The organism is Pseudomonas sp. GW531-T4 (assembly GCF_017349615.1).
In the GTDB taxonomy this organism is placed as follows: domain Bacteria; phylum Pseudomonadota; class Gammaproteobacteria; order Pseudomonadales; family Pseudomonadaceae; genus Aquipseudomonas; species Aquipseudomonas chlororaphis_I.
The window spans coordinates 244,123-263,978 of sequence record NZ_JACMZT010000002.1; the positions used below are offsets into that span (position 1 = coordinate 244,123).

Annotated in this window: 16 protein-coding genes; 10 read left to right on the forward strand and 6 right to left on the reverse strand. The window is 64.5% G+C overall.

Annotated features, from left to right (window positions below):
- Nucleotides 1-40 precede the first annotated feature (40 nt).
- Genes J4D28_RS02715 through J4D28_RS02730 form a run of 4 tightly spaced genes read right to left on the reverse strand, consistent with a single transcriptional unit; the run spans nt 41 to nt 6,130 of the window.
- On the reverse strand, nt 41-1,222 hold the full coding sequence (locus J4D28_RS02715; RefSeq protein WP_053269187.1) for a hybrid sensor histidine kinase/response regulator: 1,182 nt from the start codon (nt 1,220-1,222) through the stop codon (nt 41-43).
- Nucleotides 1,216-1,821: a chemotaxis protein CheB gene (locus J4D28_RS02720; protein WP_103330647.1), complete on the reverse strand. Its 606-nt coding sequence runs from the start codon at nt 1,819-1,821 to the stop codon at nt 1,216-1,218. The genes J4D28_RS02715 and J4D28_RS02720 overlap by 7 nt, the downstream gene beginning before the upstream one ends.
- Nucleotides 1,818-2,633, reverse strand: a complete 816-nt coding sequence (locus tag J4D28_RS02725) for a protein-glutamate O-methyltransferase CheR (protein WP_009049264.1) — start codon at nt 2,631-2,633, stop codon at nt 1,818-1,820. The genes J4D28_RS02720 and J4D28_RS02725 overlap by 4 nt, the downstream gene beginning before the upstream one ends.
- A complete protein-coding gene (locus tag J4D28_RS02730) occupies nt 2,633-6,130 on the reverse strand; it encodes a response regulator (RefSeq protein WP_103330646.1) in 3,498 nt (1,165 codons plus the stop codon). The genes J4D28_RS02725 and J4D28_RS02730 overlap by 1 nt, the downstream gene beginning before the upstream one ends.
- A 262-nt stretch (nt 6,131-6,392) precedes the next feature.
- On the opposite strand from J4D28_RS02730, the gene J4D28_RS02735 reads away from it, so the two are divergent.
- The 8 genes from J4D28_RS02735 to J4D28_RS02770 all read left to right on the forward strand — a co-directional run bounded on the left by J4D28_RS02735 (nt 6,393) and on the right by J4D28_RS02770 (nt 15,313).
- Nucleotides 6,393-6,752: a response regulator gene (locus J4D28_RS02735; RefSeq protein ID WP_103330645.1), complete on the forward strand. Its 360-nt coding sequence runs from the start codon at nt 6,393-6,395 to the stop codon at nt 6,750-6,752.
- 128 nt (nt 6,753-6,880) lie between these two features.
- The gene (locus tag J4D28_RS02740) at nt 6,881-8,173 is read left to right on the forward strand and encodes a glycosyltransferase (RefSeq protein ID WP_103330644.1); all 1,293 of its coding nucleotides are present in this window, start codon (nt 6,881-6,883) and stop codon (nt 8,171-8,173) included.
- 281 nt (nt 8,174-8,454) lie between these two features.
- Nucleotides 8,455-9,360 (forward strand): AraC family transcriptional regulator, encoded by a 906-nt coding sequence (locus tag J4D28_RS02745; protein WP_016703823.1) that lies wholly within the window; start codon nt 8,455-8,457, stop codon nt 9,358-9,360.
- A gap of 244 nt (nt 9,361-9,604) precedes the next feature.
- On the forward strand, nt 9,605-10,447 hold the full coding sequence (gene efeU, locus J4D28_RS02750; RefSeq protein ID WP_009049269.1) for an iron uptake transporter permease EfeU: 843 nt from the start codon (nt 9,605-9,607) through the stop codon (nt 10,445-10,447).
- A gap of 9 nt (nt 10,448-10,456) precedes the next feature.
- Complete coding sequence (gene efeO, locus J4D28_RS02755; protein ID WP_103330643.1) at nt 10,457-11,656, forward strand: iron uptake system protein EfeO; 1,200 nt, start codon at nt 10,457-10,459, stop codon at nt 11,654-11,656.
- A gap of 18 nt (nt 11,657-11,674) precedes the next feature.
- Nucleotides 11,675-12,997, forward strand: coding sequence for an iron uptake transporter deferrochelatase/peroxidase subunit (gene efeB, locus J4D28_RS02760; protein ID WP_103330642.1), 1,323 nt, complete (start codon nt 11,675-11,677; stop codon nt 12,995-12,997).
- Between the two features lie 31 nt (nt 12,998-13,028).
- Nucleotides 13,029-13,853, forward strand: coding sequence for an iron uptake system protein EfeO (gene efeO / locus J4D28_RS02765; RefSeq protein ID WP_053269190.1), 825 nt, complete (start codon nt 13,029-13,031; stop codon nt 13,851-13,853).
- A 260-nt stretch (nt 13,854-14,113) separates the two neighbouring features.
- Complete coding sequence (locus J4D28_RS02770; protein WP_028682572.1) at nt 14,114-15,313, forward strand: MFS transporter; 1,200 nt, start codon at nt 14,114-14,116, stop codon at nt 15,311-15,313.
- A 619-nt stretch (nt 15,314-15,932) separates the two neighbouring features.
- Here J4D28_RS02770 and pssA read toward each other — a convergent pair.
- Nucleotides 15,933-17,276, reverse strand: coding sequence for a CDP-diacylglycerol--serine O-phosphatidyltransferase (gene pssA, locus J4D28_RS02775; protein WP_009049274.1), 1,344 nt, complete (start codon nt 17,274-17,276; stop codon nt 15,933-15,935).
- A gap of 206 nt (nt 17,277-17,482) precedes the next feature.
- Here pssA and J4D28_RS02780 point away from each other — a divergent pair, with 206 nt between their 5' ends.
- Together J4D28_RS02780 and J4D28_RS02785 are read left to right on the forward strand one after the other, a co-directional pair.
- On the forward strand, nt 17,483-18,061 hold the full coding sequence (locus tag J4D28_RS02780; RefSeq protein ID WP_028682570.1) for a TetR/AcrR family transcriptional regulator: 579 nt from the start codon (nt 17,483-17,485) through the stop codon (nt 18,059-18,061).
- A 56-nt stretch (nt 18,062-18,117) separates the two neighbouring features.
- Complete coding sequence (locus J4D28_RS02785) at nt 18,118-18,597, forward strand: nuclear transport factor 2 family protein (protein WP_009049276.1); 480 nt, start codon at nt 18,118-18,120, stop codon at nt 18,595-18,597.
- Between the two features lie 95 nt (nt 18,598-18,692).
- On the opposite strand, the gene sfnG is transcribed toward J4D28_RS02785, so the two are convergent.
- Nucleotides 18,693-19,787, reverse strand: a complete 1,095-nt coding sequence (sfnG, locus tag J4D28_RS02790; protein WP_009049277.1) for a dimethylsulfone monooxygenase SfnG — start codon at nt 19,785-19,787, stop codon at nt 18,693-18,695.
- Between the last annotated feature and the right edge of the window lie 69 nt (nt 19,788-19,856).

Consider the following 19,856-nt stretch of genomic DNA (forward strand, 5'->3'; position numbering starts at 1 on the left):
ATCCGGTCATCCAGAAGGTTGCGTGGGCGCCGGTGTTTTCCTACAGCGGCAGACAAACGCGAAACAGCGCACCTTCGCCGATCCTGCTGTCGACTTCAATGGTGCCGCCATGGGCGGTGACGATCTGCTCGGAAATGAACAACCCCAGCCCGAGCCCGGCCACCGCATGATTGACAGAGACGCGCTCGAACTGCTGGAAGATACGCGCCTGGTTTTCCTCGCTGATGCCGATCCCGTGATCGCGCACTTCGACCCGCGCCTGCCCGTCCGCGCTGTAGACCCGCACTTCGATCGGGCTCTTGGCGCCATACCGCAAGGCATTGGTCAGCAGGTTGGAGATCACCTGTTCGATACGGAACTCGTCCCACTGGCCGAGCACCGAGCCTTCGGCGCTCAGGGCGATCGAGGATTCGGCGGCCTCGACCTGGGGCGCGAAATTCTCCAGCAGGCCACGCACCAGCTGTACCAGGTCGACCTGGCTCGGGCGGATCGATAGCTTGCCGGTCCGGATCCGCGAGATGTCCAGCATGTCTTCGATCAGGCGGATCAGGCTTTTGATCTGGCGCTCGTCGCGCTCGACCATGGCCTGCATCTTGTCCAGGGTGAACGCGGAAGCATTGTCGCGGGCCAAGTGCATCTTGCGCAGCTGGGTCTCCAGGATCAGGCCGTTCAACGGCGTGCGCACCTCGTGGGCGACGATCGACATGAAGTCGTCACGCATGCGCACCGCCTGCTCCAGTTCGTTCTGGGTCGCCTGCAACTGCTTGAGCAGCGCCCCCTGCTCGCGCCGGCTCTGCTCCAGGGCTTCGACCTGCTGCTTCATGGCCTTGCTCTGCCGGTACAGGTCGACGAACACATTGACCTTGCTCTTCACCGCATGGATATCCAGCGGCTTGTGCAGGAAGTCCACCGCGCCGCTCTCATAGCCCTTGAAGGCATAGTCGAGCTCGCGCCCGGCGGCGCTGACGAACACGATGGGGATGTTCTTGGTCTTCTCGGTGCCGCGCATCAGCTCGGCCAGCTCGAAGCCGTTCATGCCGGGCATCTGCACATCGAGGATGGCCATGGCGAACTCATGCTCGAGCAACAGCGACAACGCCTCGTCCGCTGACAGCGCCTTGTACACCTGGCGATCCTCGCGCTTGATCAGCGCTTCGAGGGCCAGCAGGTTCTCTGGCAGATCGTCGACGATCAGCAGCTTGGCTTGGATATTACTTAACATGCGATTCGTTCCAGCTCGACAAGCAGACGGCTGATGCCGTGCAAAGGGAGAATGTAATCCGGTCGGTGCAGCGCGATGGCCGCCTCGGGCATGGTCGCCACCTGGGCCTCGGCCGGGTCCTGGACAATGCTCAGGCCGCCGCGTCGCTTGACCTGGGCCAGGCCATGGGCGCCGTCCTGGTTGGCCCCGGTCAGCAGCACCGCGGCCAGGCGCGGGCCATAGGCATCGGCGGCGGAGTCGAACAGGTAATCGATCGAGGGACGCGAATGATGCACGCGCTCCTCCTGGCTCAGGGACAGGCTGCGGTCCTGCTCCACCGACAAGTGATAACCGGGCGCGGCGAAATACAGGGTGCCGCGCTCGATGCTCTCCTTGTCGCGGGCCTCTTTCACCGGCAGCGCCAGGCGCAGGGCGAACAGCTCGGCCAACTGGCTGCGATGCTCTTCGGGCAGGTGCAGCACTACCACTATCGGCAGGCTGAAACCCTCGGGGAACGCGCTGAAGATTTTCAGCAGCGCCTCGACGCCGCCGGCCGACGCGCCTATCACGATGGCCTCGACCCGCGGCAAGGCGGATTGCCTGATGACGTCGTCGTTCATGATTTGCGGTAGACCCGTTCTTGCTTGACCAGCGGCTCGAAGTGCTGGGCATAGGCCGAGAAGTCCAGGGTTTCCTTGCTGCCCAGCACCAGGAAGCCCCGGTGGCAGAGCGACTCGTGGAACAGACCGAAGGCGCGGTCCTGCAACTTCTTGTTGAAATAGATCAGCACGTTGCGACAGGAAATCAGCTGGGTTTCGGAGAACACGCTGTCGGTCGCCAGGCTGTGGTCGGCGAAGGTCACGTTCTCGCGCAGGGTCTTGTCGAAGATCGCGTAGTCGTAGGCCGCCGTGTAGTAGTCGGCAAAGGAGCGCAAACCGCCGGCCTGCTGGTAGTTCTGGGTGTAGGCGCGAATGTTCTCCAGGGAAAAGATGCCTTGCTTGGCCTTCTCCAGGGAGCTGGGATTGATGTCGGTGGCGTAGATGATGGTGCGCTCGAGCAACCCTTCCTCGCGCAACAGGATGGCCATCGAATAGACCTCCTCGCCCGTGCTGCAGCCAGCGATCCAGATCTTGATCGAGGGATAGGTCTTGAGCAGCGGCACCACTTCCTGGCGGATCGCCAGGAAGTGCGACGGGTCGCGGAACATCTCGCTGACCGGGATCGTCAGGAACTGCAGCAGTTGCATGAATGCGCCCGGATCATGCAGCACCCGCTCCTGCAGGGCGGAAATGGTCTTGCATTCGAACTGGCGCAGCGCATGGTTGATCCGGCGCTTGATCGAGGCGCCGGAGTAATCGCGGAAGTCGTAGCTGTACTTGAGGTAGATAGCTTCGATCAACAGGCGCAGTTCGATCTCGGTATTGCGCTCCACTAGATTCTTTCCATCTTGGGTAACCAGACTCGAATAAGGGAAAACAGCCGGTCGAGGTCGATCGGCTTGGCCAGGTAATCGTTGGCGCCGGCCTGCAGGCAACGCTCCTGATCGTCCTTCATGGCCTTGGCGGTCACCGCGATGATCGGCAGCTTGCGCCAGCGCGGCTGCTTGCGGATTTCCAGGGTGGCTTCGTAACCGTCCATCTCGGGCATCATCACGTCCATCAGCACCAGGTCGATATCCTCGACTTCATCGAGCTTGGCGATCGCCTCACGGCCATTGCGGCCGATGACCACGATCGCGCCCTTCTGCTCCAGGGCGCTGGTGAGGGCGAAGATATTGCGCACATCGTCGTCCACCAGCAGGACCTTGCGCCCCTCGAAGACCTTGTCGCGGCTGCGGGCGGCCTTGAGCATCTTCTGCCGCTCATGGGACAGCTGGGACTCGACCTTGTGCAGGAACAGCGTCACTTCGTCCAGCAGGCGCTCGGGCGAGCGCGCGCCCTTGATGATGATCGAGCGCGAATACTTGCGCAGCTCCGCCTCTTCGTCGCGGGTCAGGTTGCGCCCGGTGTAGACGATCACCGGCGGGAAGGAGCAGATGTCCTCGGTGGACATGCGCTTGAGCAGGTCGTTGCCGAGCATGTCCGGCAGCTTCAGGTCGATGACCATGCAGTCGTAGAGGTTGTCGCGCAGCAGCTCCAGGGCCTCCTGGGCCAGGCCGACGGCGGTGATCTCGATGTCGTCGTCGCCGATCAGCCGGGCGATGCTGTCGCGCTGCAGGTCGTCGTCCTCCACCAGCAGCACGCGCTTGACCTTCTGGGTGAGCTTGGCTTCCAGGCGGGCGAACACGTCCTTGAGTTCTTCGCGGGTGGTGGGCTTGACCGCATAGCCGATGGCGCCCATGTGCATGGCGGCCTCGACCCGGTCTTCCACGGAAATCACATGCACCGGGATGTGCCGGGTGCTGGCGTGCGCCTTGAGGCGCTGCAACACCGTCAGGCCGGAATGATCCGGCAGGCGCATGTCCAGCAGGATCGCGTCCGGCACGAACTGCTCGGCCAGGCTGTAGCCCTCGTCGGCGCCGTGGGCCACCAGGCACTGGTAACCCAGCTCGTGGGCCAGGTCATACAGGATGTGGGCAAAGTTCGGCTCGTCCTCCACCACCAGGATGCAGCGGGTGGCGAACGGCGCCTTGTCGCGATCGTCGGCGAAACGCGGAATCTCCAGCTCAGGCACCAGGGGGGCCGGCGCCGGAGCCGGTTGGCTCGGCGCCTGGGTCAGCGGCGCAGCGACTGGCTTGAGTTCGCCCTGTTGCTCTGCCGCACGCTCGACGTACTGCTCCGGCAGCACCAGGGTGAAGACACTGCCCTGCCCCGGCTCGCTGGCGACCGTGATCGAACCGCCGAGCAGCGCCGCCAGGTCACGGGAAATCGACAACCCCAGGCCCGTGCCGCCGTAACGGCGGTTGGTGGTGCCGTCGGCCTGGCGGAAGGCTTCGAAGATGCTTTCCTGCTGCTCCGGGGCGATGCCGATGCCCGAGTCGCGCACGATAAAGGCAATGCCCGCCTCGGGCTGCTGCGACACGCTCAGGCTGACCTGGCCCTTCTCGGTGAACTTCACGGCGTTGGACAGCAGGTTCTTGAGAATCTGCTCGACCCGCTGGCGGTCGGTGAACAGCATCTGCGGCGTACCGGGCTGCAACTCGACACGAAATTCCAGGCCCTTGTCCGCCGTCAACGGCTGGAACAGCCCGCGCAAACCTTCGACCAGGCGCGCGACGCTGGTGTTTTCCGGACGCACTTCGAGCTTGCCGGCTTCTACCTTGGAAATGTCGAGAATGTCGTTGATCAGGTTGAGCAGATCGTTGCCCGCCGAATAAATCGACTCGGCGAACTGCACCTGTTCGGCGCTGAGGTTTTCCTGGGGGTTTTCCGCCAGCAGCTTGGCCAGGATCAGCGAGCTGTTCAGCGGCGTGCGCAGCTCGTGGGACATATTGGCGAGGAATTCCGACTTGTACTTGCTCGACCGCTGCAGCTCCTCGGCGCGTTCTTGCAACTGCACCTGGGCCTGGTTCAGCTCGCCGTTCTTGCGGTCCATGGCGTCGCGCTGCTGCGCCAGCGCCTGGGCCTGCTCGGCCAGTTGCTCGTTGGTCTGTTCCAGCTCCACCTGCTGGGCTTCCAGGTGCACCTGGGATTCCTTGAGCACCCGCGACTGTTCCTCGAGCTCTTCGTTGGCGGTCTTCAGTTCTTCCTGCTGCACCTGCAGCTCTTCGTTGAGTTGCTGGGTCTCGGCCAGCACTTCCTGCAGGCGCTGGCGATAACGCGCGGCTTCGATGGCGGTGCCGATATTGCCGGCGATCAGCTCCAGGAACTCGACATCGCGCTCGCTGAGGGCGCGCAGGAAGCCCAGTTCGATCACCCCGTTGACCCGGTCGTCGTCGCTGGTCGGCACCACCAGCACGCTGCGCGGCACGCCATCGCCCAGGCCGGAGCTGACCTTGAAATAATCGACGGGCACCTCGTCCAGGCGGATCAGCCGATCCTGCTGGGCCGCCTGCCCGACCATGCCTTCACCGATGAAAATCGACTGTTCGCGTTCTTCCTGCTCGCGGGAGAAGCCATAGGCGGCCACGCGCTTGAGGCCACCGTGCTCTTCACGCACGTACAGCGCCGCCACGGCGCTGCCCAGGTATTGCGCGCAGAACTGCAGGATATTGCGCCCCAGCAGGTTCAGCGTCAGTTGCCCGAGCAACTGCTCGGCCAGTTCGGTCTGGCCACTGCGCAGCCAGGCCTGTTGCGCCAGGCTCTGGGCGCTTTTCTGCTGGGCGGCTAGGTTGGCGCTGTAGCTCTTCGACAGGTTGAGCAGGTCGCGGCGACCGATAAAGGCCAGCAGGCCACTGATAACCACCACGAACAGCAGGTACAGGACCACGCTGAGGACCGTGGTACGGGTGACGTTCTCGTTGCGATCGACCCGCAGCTGCTGCTCCATCGCCACTGCTTCGTCGTATTCCTTGCGCATCTGGTCGGTCAGGCGCTTGCCCCGGCCGGACTGCACCGAGCGGCGATAATCGCCCTCCTGGCGACGCATCTCGATCATGCTTTTCGCGTGCAGGCCCCACTCTTCCTGCAAGGCTTCCAGGCGCTTGAAGCGATCGACCTGCTGCGGATTGTCCGCCACCAGCCCCCGCAACTCGCGCAGCTCGCTGAAGATCTGCGGCTTGGCCACTTCATACGGGTCGAGGAAATGCTCGTCGCCGGTGATCAGGAAGCCGCGCATGCCGGTTTCCAGGTCGACCGTCAGCTTGGCGGCCTGGTTGATGCTGTTGATCACCCGGTCGCTGTGCTGGACCCACTGGATCGCCGAGAGCAGATAGCTGATCAGGGACACGAAGACCACCGCGCTGAGCACGCCCACCCCCAGGGGAAGCGCGATGTTGCGGCTTAGCAGCTTGCGAAAACTCTGTTCATCAACCGAAGACGGGGAGCTCATTGAAAGGCCTTGGTGAAGTGTCAAAATCCATGGAGTTTGCCCCAAAGGGGGGCAGCGCATCTATTCTTCCGACAAGCTCGGTGGCAATTTTTCATCCTGCACTGCCCGCCCTCGATCAGACAGGTTATTCTGGCACAGCTTGTACAGAATTACTTTTTTGTACAGCTTCGGGAACTTGTCATTGCGCGTCATTTACTGATGCAAGAGACAAGCACCTTTTTCCGCCGCCGTCCTTTTTTTCCATTTTTTCGAGAGCCTTGCCATGTCCCCCACCGATTCCACCATCCTGGTCGTCGAAGACGACGCCATCGTGCGCATGCTGATTGTCGATGTGCTGGAGGAGCTGGAATTCAAGGTGCTGGAAGCCTCGGGCAGCGAAGAAGCCCTGACCCGGTTGCAGGACAGCACGCTGCAAATCGACCTGATGATGACCGACGTCGGCCTGCCCGGCATGGACGGCAAGGAACTGGCGGCCCATGCCCGCACCTTGCGCCCGGAGCTGCCGGTGCTGTTCGCCAGCGGCTACGCGGAAAACATCGAGGTGCCCGCCGGCATGACGGTGATCGGCAAGCCCTTCTCCATCGACCAGTTGCGCGACAAGGTCCGCGCCATCCTCGGCTGAACCCCCGGTAACCCGCTCCGAGCCGACCAGCGCCTGGGCCATGGGCGCAGGGACGGCCGCGCCAGCGCCCTCCTGTGGTTTAATGGCGCCCCCGCAAACACCCCCGCTTTTTTCAGGAATACCCACCCATGAGTCCGACCGCCGCCACCAAAGTCCTGGTCATTGGTTACGTCTGGCCCGAACCCCGCTCCTCGGCGGCCAGCGGGCACCTGATGCAGATCCTCCAGGTCCTGCTCGGGCAAGGCTGGGACATCACCTTCAGCAGCCCGGCCAACCCTGGCGAGCACAAGGAAGACCTCAGCGCCCTGGGCATCCGCGAGTGCCCGATCGAACTGAACAACAGCAGTTTCGACCGCTTCATCGCCGAACTGGCGCCGGATATCGTGCTGTTCGACCAGTTCATGATGGAGGAACAGTTCGGCTGGCGCGTCGAGCAGCAGTGCCCCGGCGCCCTGCGCGTGCTGGAGACTTCCGACCTGCAGAGCCTGCGTCACGCCCGCCATCAACGCCTCAAGGAGCGCCTGGGCGCCTGCGACGACAACGATGACTTCAGCGCCCTGTTCGCCCCCGTCGCCGAGCAGGAGTTCGCCGGCATGGCCGAGACCGACCAGGCCCGGCGCGAGATCGCCGCGCTGTACCGCTGCGACCTGAGCCTGATGATCTCCGAGTTCGAAATCGATCTGCTGGTCAAGCAATTCGGCCTGCCGCCGGCCCTGCTGCACTGGTGCCCACTGATGCCCGAGCAGATGCCGCACAGCTATGTGCCCTTCGCCGAACGGGCGCACTTCCTGAGCATCGGCAACTTCCGCCACGCGCCGAACTGGGATGCGGTGCTGTGGATGAAAAACGCCGTCTGGCCGCTGATCCGCCAGCAACTGCCGGGCGCGCAACTGCATATCTATGGCGCCTACACCCCGCCCAAGGCCGCGGCCCTGCACAATCCGGCCCAGGGTTTCCAGGTGATGAACTGGGCCGAGGATGCCTTGGAGGTCATGTCCGCCGCGCGGATCTGCCTGGCGCCGCTGCGTTTCGGCGCGGGCATCAAGGGCAAGCTGCTGGACGCCATGCTCTGTGGTACGCCGAGTGTCACCACCCCGGTCGGCGCCGAAGCCATGCACGGCGACGCGCCCTGGCCGGGAGCGGTGGCCGAGTCGGCCAGCGCCATCGCCGCGGCGGCGGTGCGCCTGTATCAGGACCAGGCATTGTGGAGCGCGGCCCAGGAACAGGGTCGCCAGCTGTTGCTTGCGCGCTATCGGCAACAGGTCCACGGCCCGGCCCTGATCGAGCGCCTGCAGCACTGCCGGGCGAACCTGGCGCAACTGCGCCGCGACAACTTCACCGGTGGCATGCTGCGTCACCATCACCACAAGAGCACCCAGTACATGGCGCAGTGGATCGAGGCGAAAAACCGCCTGGCCTGAGGCTCCTGTAGCCGCTGCCGCAGGCGTCAAGAGCGCGCCCCTTCGGGGCGATCGCAGCCTTCGGCAGCGGCTACAGAAACCGAGCCGTGCCTCGATCTGTCAGCCGGCACAAACCCTGTAGCCGCTGCCGGGCACCAGCGAGGCTGCGATAGGGCCGCAGGCCCTCAGCGATCTTGAGAACGCCGCGCCCGAGCGCCTGCAGGGATCTCCTGGCCAGCACTGGTGCTGGATATCCGATGGAGGCATGATCTGGCGCAACAACGATAAGAAAGCGCAGCGCCATGAGCCGATCAGCGAGAGTCACCGACCCTTCCTACGAATTGATGGACGACCACAACGGTCTGTCGATCATCTATCGCCAGCACGGCTTCCCCTGCCCCCTGGTGCGCTGGCATTTCCACAAGGAGTACGAGCTGCACCTGATCGTCGCCAGCTCCGGCAAGGTATTCATCGGCGACTACATCGGCAACTTCTACCCCGAATCGCTGTTCCTCACCGGCCCCAACCTGCCCCACAACTGGATCAGCCAGGTGGCCGAGGACGAAGTGGTGCCCAAGCGCGACATGCTGGTGAACTTCACCGACGAGCTGTTCGAAAGCGGCTATCAGGTGTTCGCCGAACTCAAGAGCCTGACCCCGCTGCTGGAGCGCGCGCAGTGCGGCATCGAGTTCCGCTGCAAGCGCACCATCGCCCAGGCCATGGACCTGATGCAGCGCATCGCCGACTCCAGCGGCATCACTCGCCTCGGGCACTTTTTCATCCTGCTGGAACTGCTGGCGGCCTGTGACGACTACCAGTTGCTGTCCGGCGCCACCAACGTGCAACTGGCCGACGAGCACAACGTCGACCGCACCAACCGCGCGGTGGACTACATCTTCGCCCACTACGCCCGCGAGCTGCCGCTGGAAGAAGTCGCCGACTACCTGGGCATGAAACCCACCTACTTCTCCCGGGTGTTCAAGCAGGCCACCGGCCGCTGCTTCGTCGAGTTCGTCAACCGCCTGCGCATCAGCAAATCCTGTGAACTGCTGGCCGACGGCGACAAGCCGGTGACCGACGTGTGCTTCGAGTCCGGCTTCAACAACATCTCCAACTTCAACCGGCGCTTCCAGCAACTCAAGGGCATGACCCCTTCCCACTACCGGCGCCTGGCCGTGCAGCGCCTGACCGAACAGAACCTGGCCTGACCTCCCCGCCCCCTGTAGGAGCGAGCTTGCTCGCGATCAATCCAGTTAGCACCGCGGGCATCTGATCTGGCGCTATCGCGAGCAAGCTCGCTCCTACAAAAAGCCTCACCCTCAAAGACCAGAGGCCGACTTGGCAAACGCGCTCCGTTCAGCTGACGTTCAGCAAATAGCAACCATAGTCATTTGCGAATACGTATCAACATGTTACAACTTAGCTCCCTATCTATCTGCCCGCCGGTGCTGAATGCTCGTTCCATTTCTGATCATGCTGCGCGAAGGGATCGAAGCCGCGCTCATCGTTGGCATCATCGCCAGTTACCTGCAACAGACCGGGCGCGGCCAGTGGATGCCGGCCGTGTGGATCGGCGTGTTTCTCGCCGCGGCCCTGGCCCTGCTGGTGGGCGGCGGCCTGGAGCTGATGAGCGCCGAGTTTCCGCAAAAGCAGCAGGAACTCTTCGAAGGCATCGTCGGCCTGGTGGCCGTGGGCATCCTCAGTTCCATGGTGTTCTGGATGCGCAAGGTCGCGCGTTCGATCAAACACTCCCTGCAAGCCTCGCTGGACCAGGCGCTGACCGGCTCCCGGCACCAGGTCACGGCGCTGATCGCCATGGTGTTCTTCGCCGTGGCCCGCGAAGGCCTGGAAACCGTGTTCTTCCTCCTCGCCGTGTTCCAGCAGAGCCAAGGCCCGGCGGCACCGATCGGCGCCCTGCTCGGCCTGGCGCTGGCGATCGTCGCAGGCGTGCTGATCTACACCGGCAGCATGCGCCTGAACCTCGGCGCGTTCTTCCGCTGGACCGGCCTGTTCATCCTGGTGGTGGCCGCCGGCATCCTCGCCAACTCGGTGCAGGCCCTGCATGAAGCCGGGGTCTGGAACCACCTGCAGAGCGTGCTGTTCGACTTCAGCGCCAGCCTGCCGATGGACGGCCCGCTGGGCTCGGTGCTGGCCGGCATGTTCGGTTACCAGGACACCCCGACCGTCAGCACCCTGGGCGCCTACCTGCTCTACCTGCTGGTGACCCTGGCGCTGTTTTTCCTGCCCGGCGCGGCACCCGTCGCCAGCCCATCGTCTTCCGTTTCCAGCCACTAAGGCCTTTCCATGACCCAGCAAGCCTCCCCACAGCCCCCGGCACCGAGCGCCCTGCGCTGGGCGCTCGCGGGTTCCGTGATGGTGATGATCGCCGCCGGCGGGCTGTTCTATTACGCCTCGCAGCTGGCCGCCAGCAAGCGCCAGGCGCACAAGGACGAAATCACCGTGACCATCCACCCCCACAGCTGCGAGCCGAACGCCCTGAGCGTGCCGGCCGGGCTGGCGAGCTTCCGTATCGTCAACCGTTCGGACCGCGCCGTGGAGTGGGAAATCCTCGACGGCGTACTGGTGGTCGAAGAACGGGAAAACATCGCGCCGGGCCTCAGCCAGGTGATCAACGCCAGGCTGCAACCCGGCGACTACGCCATCACCTGCGGCCTGCTGAGCAACCCGCGCGGCACCCTGCATGTGACCCCGACCACCGAATCCGACGCCCAGGCCAAGGCCCGGCCGTCGATGGTCGCCTTTATCGGCCCGCTGTCGGAATTCCGGGTCTACCTGAGCAGCCAGGGCACAACCCTGATCAAGGCCGTGAGCGCCCTGGAGCAAGCCATCCAGGCCGGCGACCTGGCCCAGGCCCAGGCCTTGTACCTGCCGGCGCGCGCGGCCTACCAGCGCCTAGCCCCGGCCGCCCAGCGCCTGGGCGAGCTGGACAACAGCATCAACGCGCGCGCCGACTACTTCGAAAAACGCGAGCAGGACCCCGGCTTCGTCGGCTTCCACCGCCTCGAATACGCGCTGTTCCAGCAACGCGACCTCAGCGGCCTGGCGCCGATCGCCCAGCGCCTGCTCAGCGATGTCACCACACTCAAGCAACAACTGCTGGCCCAGTCGCTGCCACCGGAGCAACTGGTCAGCCTGGTCGCGCGCGCCCAGCGCAGCATCGCCGAGGTGCGCGCCAGCAGCGGCGAAGAAGAACGCTACAGCCACAGCGACCTCAACGGCTTTGCCGCCAACCTGGAGACCACCCGCAAGGTCGTCGACCTGCTGCGCCCCTTGCTGGCCAAGCCCGCCGCCCCGCTGCTGGCGCAGATCGACAGCGCCCTCGGCGCCCTCGACAGCCAGTACGGCGCTTTGCGCAGCGCCGAGGGCTATGCCTCCTACGACAGTGTCGGCGCCGATCAGCGCAAGCGGATCGCCGACCAGGCCAAGGTTCTGGCCGATGCACTCGATGGAATCGATCCCGCCCTTGACCTCTCAGGCCTGTAAGCAGAAGACGCCCGCCCGATGAACGACTCAGATCCATCCAATCCAGCTTTCTCCGCCCAACGCCGCCGCGTGCTGCTGGGCATGGGCGCCGCCGGTGTCGCCCTGGCCGGCAGCAGCCTGAGCTGCCCGGCAATGGCAGCCCAGACCGGGAAAACCACCGCCCAGGTCACAGAAGCCCCGAGCAGCGACAAGACCCAGGACCGCCACGATTTCCACGGCCAGCATCAAAGCGGCATCGTCACCCCGCGCCCGGCGGCCGGCATGCTGGTGTCGTTCGACGTGCTGGCCAGCGATCGCGAAGACCTGGAGCGACTGCTGCGCACCCTCGACCAGCGCATCAAATTCCTCATGACCGGCGGCCCGGTCCCCCAGGTCGACCCGAAACTGCCGCCGCTGGACTCGGGCATCCTCGGCCCGGTGGTGACCCCGGACAACCTGACCATCACCGTCTCGGTGGGCGCCTCTCTGTTCGACGAACGCTTCGGCCTGGCCGCGGCCAAACCCAAGCGCCTGATACGCATGGTCGGTTTCCCCAACGATGCGCTGGAACCCGACTGCTGCCACGGCGACCTGAGCCTGCAGTTCTGCTCCAACACCGCCGACACCAATATCCACGCCCTGCGCGACATCGTGAAAAACCTCCCGGACCTGCTGCTGGTGCGCTGGAAGCAGGAAGGCAGCGTGCCGCCCCAGGCCCCGGCGCATCCTGGTGAGCCGGCGCAGAGCGCGCGCAACTTCCTGGGTTTTCGCGACGGCTCGGCCAACCCCGACTCCAACGACCGCAAGGCCATGGAGCAGATCGTCTGGGTCCAGCCCGGCAGCGACGAACCGGCCTGGGCCGCCCACGGCAGCTATCAGGCGGTGCGCATCATCCGCAACTTCGTCGAGCGCTGGGACCGCACGCCTTTGCAGGAACAAGAAAGCATCATTGGCCGGGTCAAGGCCTCGGGCGCGCCCATGGACGGCCAGCAGGAACACCAGGTGCCGGACTACCGCAAGGATCCTCATGGCCAGCTGACCAAGCTCGACGCCCATATCCGCCTGGCCAACCCGCGCACCGCCGAGACCCAGCGCAACCTGATCCTGCGCCGGCCGTTCAACTACTCCAACGGCGTGAACAAGAACGGCCAACTGGACATGGGCCTGCTGTTCATCTGTTACCAGGCCGACCTGGAGCAAGGCTTCATCTCAGTGCAGACCCGCCTCAACGGCGAGCCCCTGGAGGAATACCTCAAGCCAGTCGGCGGCGGGTATTTCTTCACCCTGCCCGGCGTCACTGGCGAGCGCGACTTCCTCGGCCGCGGGTTGCTCGAGGCCACCCAAGCGAAAACCAGCGCCTGACCACCACTCACCCCCCCCACGGAAACGTCCCATGAAAAAGTCGCCTCTCGCTGTGTTGCTGACCCTTGGCTTGCTCCATGTTCCACTGTCGGCTGTGGCCGCCACATCGCCGCTGGAGCTGGTGGGGCCGATTTCCGACTACAAGATCTACGTCACCGAGCAGCTCGACGAGCTGGCCAGCCACACCCAGGCCTTCACCGACGCGGTGAAGAAAGGTGACCTGGCCACCGCCAGGAAGCTCTACGCCCCGACCCGGGTGTACTACGAGTCGATCGAGCCGATCGCCGAGCTGTTCAGCGACCTCGATGCGGCCATCGACTCGCGGGTCGACGACCACGAACAAGGCGTCGAGGCCGAGGACTTCACCGGCTTCCACCGCATCGAGTATTCGCTGTTCGCCCAGAACTCCACCCAGGGCCTGGACGCCCTGGCCGACCGCCTGAACAAGGACGTCAAGGACCTGCAGGCCCGCGTCGCCGGCCTGACCTTCCCGCCGGAGAAAGTCGTCGGCGGCGCCGCCGCCCTGCTGGAGGAAGTGGCTGCGACCAAGGTCTCAGGCGAAGAAGACCGCTACAGCCACACCGACCTCTACGACTTCCAGGGCAACATCGACGGGGCGAAGAAAATCGTCGACCTGTTCCGTCCGCAGATCGAGCAGCAGGATGCAGCCTTCGTCGCCAAGGTCGACAAGAACTTCGCCACGGTGAACAAGATCCTGGCCAGGTACAAAACCGCCGACGGCGGCTTCGAGACCTACGACAAGGTCAAGGACAGCGACCGCAAGGCGCTGGTGGGTCCGGTCAACACCCTGGCCGAAGACCTCTCGACCCTGCGCGGCAAGTTGGGACTGAACTGAGCTTCGGGTACCCGGCCCGATCTTTCGTAGGAGCGAAGCTTGCTCGCGATAAACCCGCCAGGACAACGCGGTGACATTTAAACCGCCGCTGCGCGGCTATCGCGAGCAAGCTTCGCTCCTACAGACAAGCGCCGGCGTGCTGATGACTTGCCCCATCACCCAGGCTGCTGATCTACCCTCACCTGCGCCGATAACCCTGGGCGGCGGCGCGTTTTAGCGATAACGTCCCGCGCACTCCTGACTTTCATGGAAGATTTTGCATGTCCACCCCAACGGCCCAACCGCCGCAGACCGCCGCCCCGTTCAAACTCTTGCCGCTGATGCTCGCCTACATGGCCTGCACCATGTCGATGATGGCCTTCGTCTCGCTGATCGGCCCGATCGTCCGTGTGCTCGGCCTGGCCACCTGGCAGGCCGGCGCGGCGGTGACCGTGTCCGGGGTGATCTGGATGCTCCTGGCGCGGCCCTGGGGCCAGGCCAGCGACCGTTTCGGGCGCCGTCGGGTGCTGCTGCTCGGCACCGCTGGCTTCACCCTCGCCTACTGGGCGCTGTGCCTGTTTATCGATGTCTCGCTGCACCTGCTGCCGGGCATGTGGCTGGCCTTTATCGGCCTGATGCTCGGGCGCGGCCTGATCGGGGTGTTCTACGCGGCCATCCCGGTGGGCGGCTTTGCCCTGATCGCCGACAACGTCGAGCCCGAGCATCGGGCCCGCGCCATGGCCACCCTGGGCGCCGCCAATGCCGTCGGCCTGGTGTTGGGCCCGGCCGTGGCCGCGCTGCTCGCCCGCGTCAGCTTGAGCCTGCCGCTGTACGCCATGGCCGTGCTGCCGCTGGCGGCGTTCCTGGTGCTGCTGTACAAGCTGCCGCGCCAGGAACTGCATCTCAAGCAGGCGCCGCGCTCGGTACGCCTGAGCGATCCGCGGCTGCGCCGGCCGATGGCGGTGGCCTTCGTCGCCATGCTTTGCGTGTCCATCGCGCAGATCACCGTGAGCTTCTACGCCCTCGACCGCCTGGGCCTGGACAGCGCCGACGCCGCCCAGGCCGCCGGCATCGCCCTGGCCATGGTCGGCGTGGCGCTGATCTGCTCGCAACTGGTGGTGCGCAAACTCGAATGGCCACCGCTGCGGATGATCCGCGCCGGCGCGCTGCTGGCCGCCAGTGGCTTTGCCGGCTGCATGCTGGTGGAAAATGCCTGGGGGCTGTGGCTGGGCTTTTTTGTCTCGGCGGCGGGCATGGGCGCGATCTTCCCGTCCTTCTCCGCCCTGGCAGCCAACGCCGTGGACGCCTCCGAACAAGGCGCCACCGCCGGTTCGATTGGTGCGGCCCAGGGGTTCGGCGTGGTGATCGGCCCGTTGGCCGGCTCGCTGATCTACGCCGTCGAACCGCGCCTGCCCTACCTGATTGCCACGCTGTTGCTGCTGTTGGTGGCGAGCTGGCCGGCGGCGAAAAGCCCCAATTGATACGGGCGCCGATACCGCTGTAGCCGCTGCCGCAGGTTGCGTACGTCCCGAAGGGGCGCAGCGATCTCAAGACCGATGAAGGCCCTGCGGGCCTTGTCGCAGCCTCGCGGGCTCGGCAGCGGCTACAGGATCGGAGACTGGCTTCATGTAGCCGCTGCCGCAGGTTGCGTACGTCCCGAAGAGGCGCGGCGATCTCGAGACCGATGAAGGCCCTGCGGGCCTTGTCGCAGCCTCGCAGGCTCGGCAGCGGCTACAGGATTGGGGTCTGGCTTCACGTGGTCGCTGCCGCAGGCTGTGTACGTCCCGAAGGGGCGCGGCGATCTCGAGACCGATGAAGGCCCTGCGGGCCTTGTCGCAGACTCGCGGGCTCGGCAGCGGCTACAGGGATCGGGGTCTGGCTTCGTGTAGCCGCTACCGCAGGCTGCGTACGTCCCGAAGGGTGCGGCGATCTCGAGACCGATGAAGGCCCTGCGGGCCTTGTCGCAGCCTCGCGGGCTCGGCAGCGGCTACAGGGATCGGGGCCTGGCTCCGTGTAGCCGCTGCCGCAGGTTGCGATAAGCCCCGCAGGGGCTTCAGGGCCAGCAAGAACGACCCCATCGTGGATCGTTCGCCGCGGACCTCAGAGGATGCGGTAGAGCAACCGCTCGATCCGCACCCGGCTGACCCGGCGCAGGAACTTGCCGACCGCCGCCGGGTAGTCCACCAGGGTTTCCAGGCGCTGGAAGTGCTCGATGCGCTGGGTGTGGCGGAAGATCGTTTCCAGCTCCTGGCGCCGCGGCTCCAGCAACTCGCCCTTGGGGTCGTCGAGCAGCAAGGCGTTTTCCAGGTCAAGGCGGAAGGCCCGCGGGTTGAGGTTGTTGCCGGTGAGCAAGGTGTAGCGCTGGTCCACCCACATGCCCTTGAGGTGGTAGGTGTTGTCGCCGTCGCGCCACAGGTGCAGGTTCAGGCGGCCGCTGTCGATGGCCTTCTGATGCCGCTTGGCGAAGCGCCGCAGGCTGATCTCGTACAGATAAGGCAGCGCGGCGATGACCTTGAACGGCTCGCTCGGCGGAATGTAGAAGTCGTTGGCGGTCTTGTCGCCGACGATGATGTCGATCTTCACCCCGCGCGCCAGGGCGCGGTTGATTTCCCGGGTCACCGCCAGCGGCAGGTTGAAGTACGGCGTGCAGATGGTCAGTTGCTGCTGGGCGCTGGCGATCAGTTCGCAGATGACCCGGCTCAGCGGGTTGTTCTTGCCCACCCCGAGCAGCGGGCTGACCGACAGTGTGTCCTTGAGCACCCCACCGGCACTGGTGTCGTAGGCCGCGTGCTTGAGGCGGCTGCGCAGGTCGCCGATGTCGTTGCGCAGGCTGCGGGTGGTCGGCAGGTTCGGCAGGTCCAGGCGATGCACCGCCCGCGACGCCACCAGGCCATGCTGGACCAGGTGCTGCATGGAGTCGGCCAGCTCGCGGTTGTGCAGCAGGTGGTAGCGGTCGAAGCGGTATTTGTCGAACTTGTGCAGGTACACGTTGTTCAGGCTGGCGCCGCTGTAGATCACGCAATCGTCGATCACGAAACCCTTCAGGTGCAGCACGCCGAACAGCTCGCGGGTCTGTACCGGCACGCCGTACACCGGCACCTCACTGGCGTGGGTACGGGTCATTTCCTGGTACCAGGCCGAGTTGCCCGGCTGCTTGCCGGCGCCGATCAGCCCGCGCTGGGCGCGCAGCCAGTCGACCACGACCACCACGTCCAGCTCCGGACGCGCGGCCTTGGCGGCGTGCAAGGCATCGAGAATTTCCTGGCCGGCCTCGTCCTGTTGCAGGTACAGGGCGACGATATAGATGCGCCGGGTGGCCTGGGCGATTTTCTCCAGCAGGCAACGGCGGAATTCGGCGGCGCCATTGAGGATGGTCAGGTCATCGGCAGCCAGCGGGAAGCTGCGCAATTTGGGCAGCAGGGAACGTTTGAAAAGCGACGGCATAGGGCTCGCAGAAGGTCGAATCCAAAAGAGCGCAAGAGCTTACACCAAGGTGCCGGTTCGGGTCTTGCGGGTCGCTGTGAAGATTTGTCGCCTGTCCCTCGTCCCCGCCGCACAACCGCTCGCAACTGGATAAGCGACGACAATAATTTCGCGAGTGGAAAAATAACTTATTGACCAAGGAGAACGATCGTTCTACTGTACGCCACATGAACGAAATCACTAGCAACGACACACGCGACATCATTCTGGATGTCACCGAAAAGTTGATCTACAAAAGTGGCATCGCCGCCACTGGCATGGATCTTCTGGTGAAGACCGCCGGCGTCTCCAGAAAGAGCATCTACCGCTACTTCACCACCAAGGACGAGCTGGTGGTGGCCGCCCTGCAACGCCGCGACCTGCGCTGGATGCACTGGTTCACCAGCGAGGTGGGCAAGGCCCCGACGCCGGCCGCGCGCCTGCTCAACCTGTTCACGGTGCTGGGCGACTGGTTCGCCTCCGAGGACTTTCGCGGCTGCGCCTTCATCAATACCAGCGGCGAAACCGGCGACCCGCAGGACCCGGTACGGGTGGTGGCCAGGGAACACAAACAGAAACTGCTCGACTACGTGCTCGAGCTCTGCAAGGCACACATTGCTGAAAAACACGGCACCGAGGATCCGGAGGAGCAAGCCAGACAGCTGCTGATCCTGATCGACGGCGCCATTACCGTTGCACTTGTGATGGGTGATCGCAGTGCCGCCGATAATGCGCAATGCATGGCGCGAAAGTTATTGGACCTGTAATCGTTTAAAACAAGTTCGACACCCTGCTGAACCTCAACTTTCATTGGAGACTTTACATGTCATCTAACGCTGAAGTTCGTCCGCCACTTCCCCCTTTCACCCGCGAATCGGCCATTGAAAAGATCCGCCTGGCCGAAGACGGTTGGAACTCCCGCGACCCGCAGCGGGTGTCCCTGGCCTACACCCTGGACACCCAATGGCGTAACCGCGCCGAGTTCGCCCACAACCGCGAAGAAGCCAAGGGCTTTTTGACCCGCAAATGGGCCAAGGAGCTGGACTACCGCCTGATCAAGGAACTCTGGGCCTTTACCGACAACCGCATCGCCGTGCGTTATGCCTACGAATGGCACGACGACTCGGGCAACTGGTTCCGCTCCTACGGCAACGAGAACTGGGAGTTCGACGAGCACGGCCTGATGTCCAACCGCTACGCCTGCATCAACGACATGCCGATCAAGGAAAGCGAGCGCAAGTTCCACTGGCCGCTGGGCCGGCGCCCGGATGACCATCCGGGGCTGTCCGAACTGGGCTTGTAATCCCCTTGTAGGAGCGAGCTTGCTCGCGATAGCGGTCTGTCGGACAGACCGCGGTGCCGGCATCGCGAGCAAGCTCGCTCCTACAATTGTCCCTCTCAAGCCGCGGCATCCTCGCGCTTCAGCGCCGCCTTGGCTTCCAGCTCGCGCACCAGTGGCAATACGCGCTTGCCGAAGTATTCCACCTCTTCCTGGAAATGCAGGAACCCCGCCAGCACCAGGTCCACGCCCACCGCCTTCAAGGCGACGATGCGCTCGGCGATCTGCTGTGGCGTGCCGATCAGGTTGGTCTTGAACCCATCGTTGTACTGCACCAGGTCCTCGAAGGTGGACTTGGCCCAGTTACCCTCGCCTTCCGGCGACGCCTTGCCCGCCTGTTTCGCCGCATCGCCAAAGGCATTCACCGCTTCCGGGTCGGCCTGGTCGATGATCTCGGCCAGCACCGCGCGCGCTTCTTCCTCGGTGTCGCGGGCAATCACGAAGGCATTGACCCCGACTTTCACCGAATGATGGTTCGCCGCGGCCTTGGCGCGAATGTCGTCGACCTGGGCCTTGATGCCTTCCGGCGTGTTGCCGTTGGTGAAATACCAGTCGGACACCCGCGCGGCCATGTCCCGCGCGGCCCGGGAGCTGCCGCCCTGGAACACTTCCGGCTGGCCTAGCGGCTTGGGCTTGAGGCTGTAGTTGTCGAAGCGATAGAAGTCGCCGCGGAAGCTGAAATTGTCCTGGCTCCAGATGCCCTTGAGGGAACGGATGAATTCTTCGGAACGCCGATAACGCTCGTCGTGCTCCAGCCAGTGTTCGCCGATGGCCTGGAATTCGCCCTTGAACCAGCCGCTGACGATGTTCACCGCGATCCGGCCATGGGTCAGCTGGTCGATGGTCGCCAGCTGCTTGGCCGCCAACGCCGGCTGCCAGGGGCCGGGCAGGATCGCGGCGATCACCTTGAGCTTCTCGGTGGCGGCCAGCAGCGCATGGCTGAACGCCACGGACTCATGCTGGAACTCGGCGCCATAGCCGGCGGTGAAGCGGATCTGGGTCAGGGCGTATTCGAACCCGGCGGCCTCGGCCAGCTGCGCCAGCTTGCGGTTGTAGTCGATGCCCCAGTGGGTGCGCTGCTCGATCTTGCTGACCACCAGCCCACCGCTGACGTTCGGCACCCAGTAGGCAAATTTCACGGCTTGCTGACTCATTGGCTTGTCCTCGCGACTGAAGTGTCCGGGGAATAGAGCAGCAACCGTGCCAGCCAGAAGGCGCCAGAC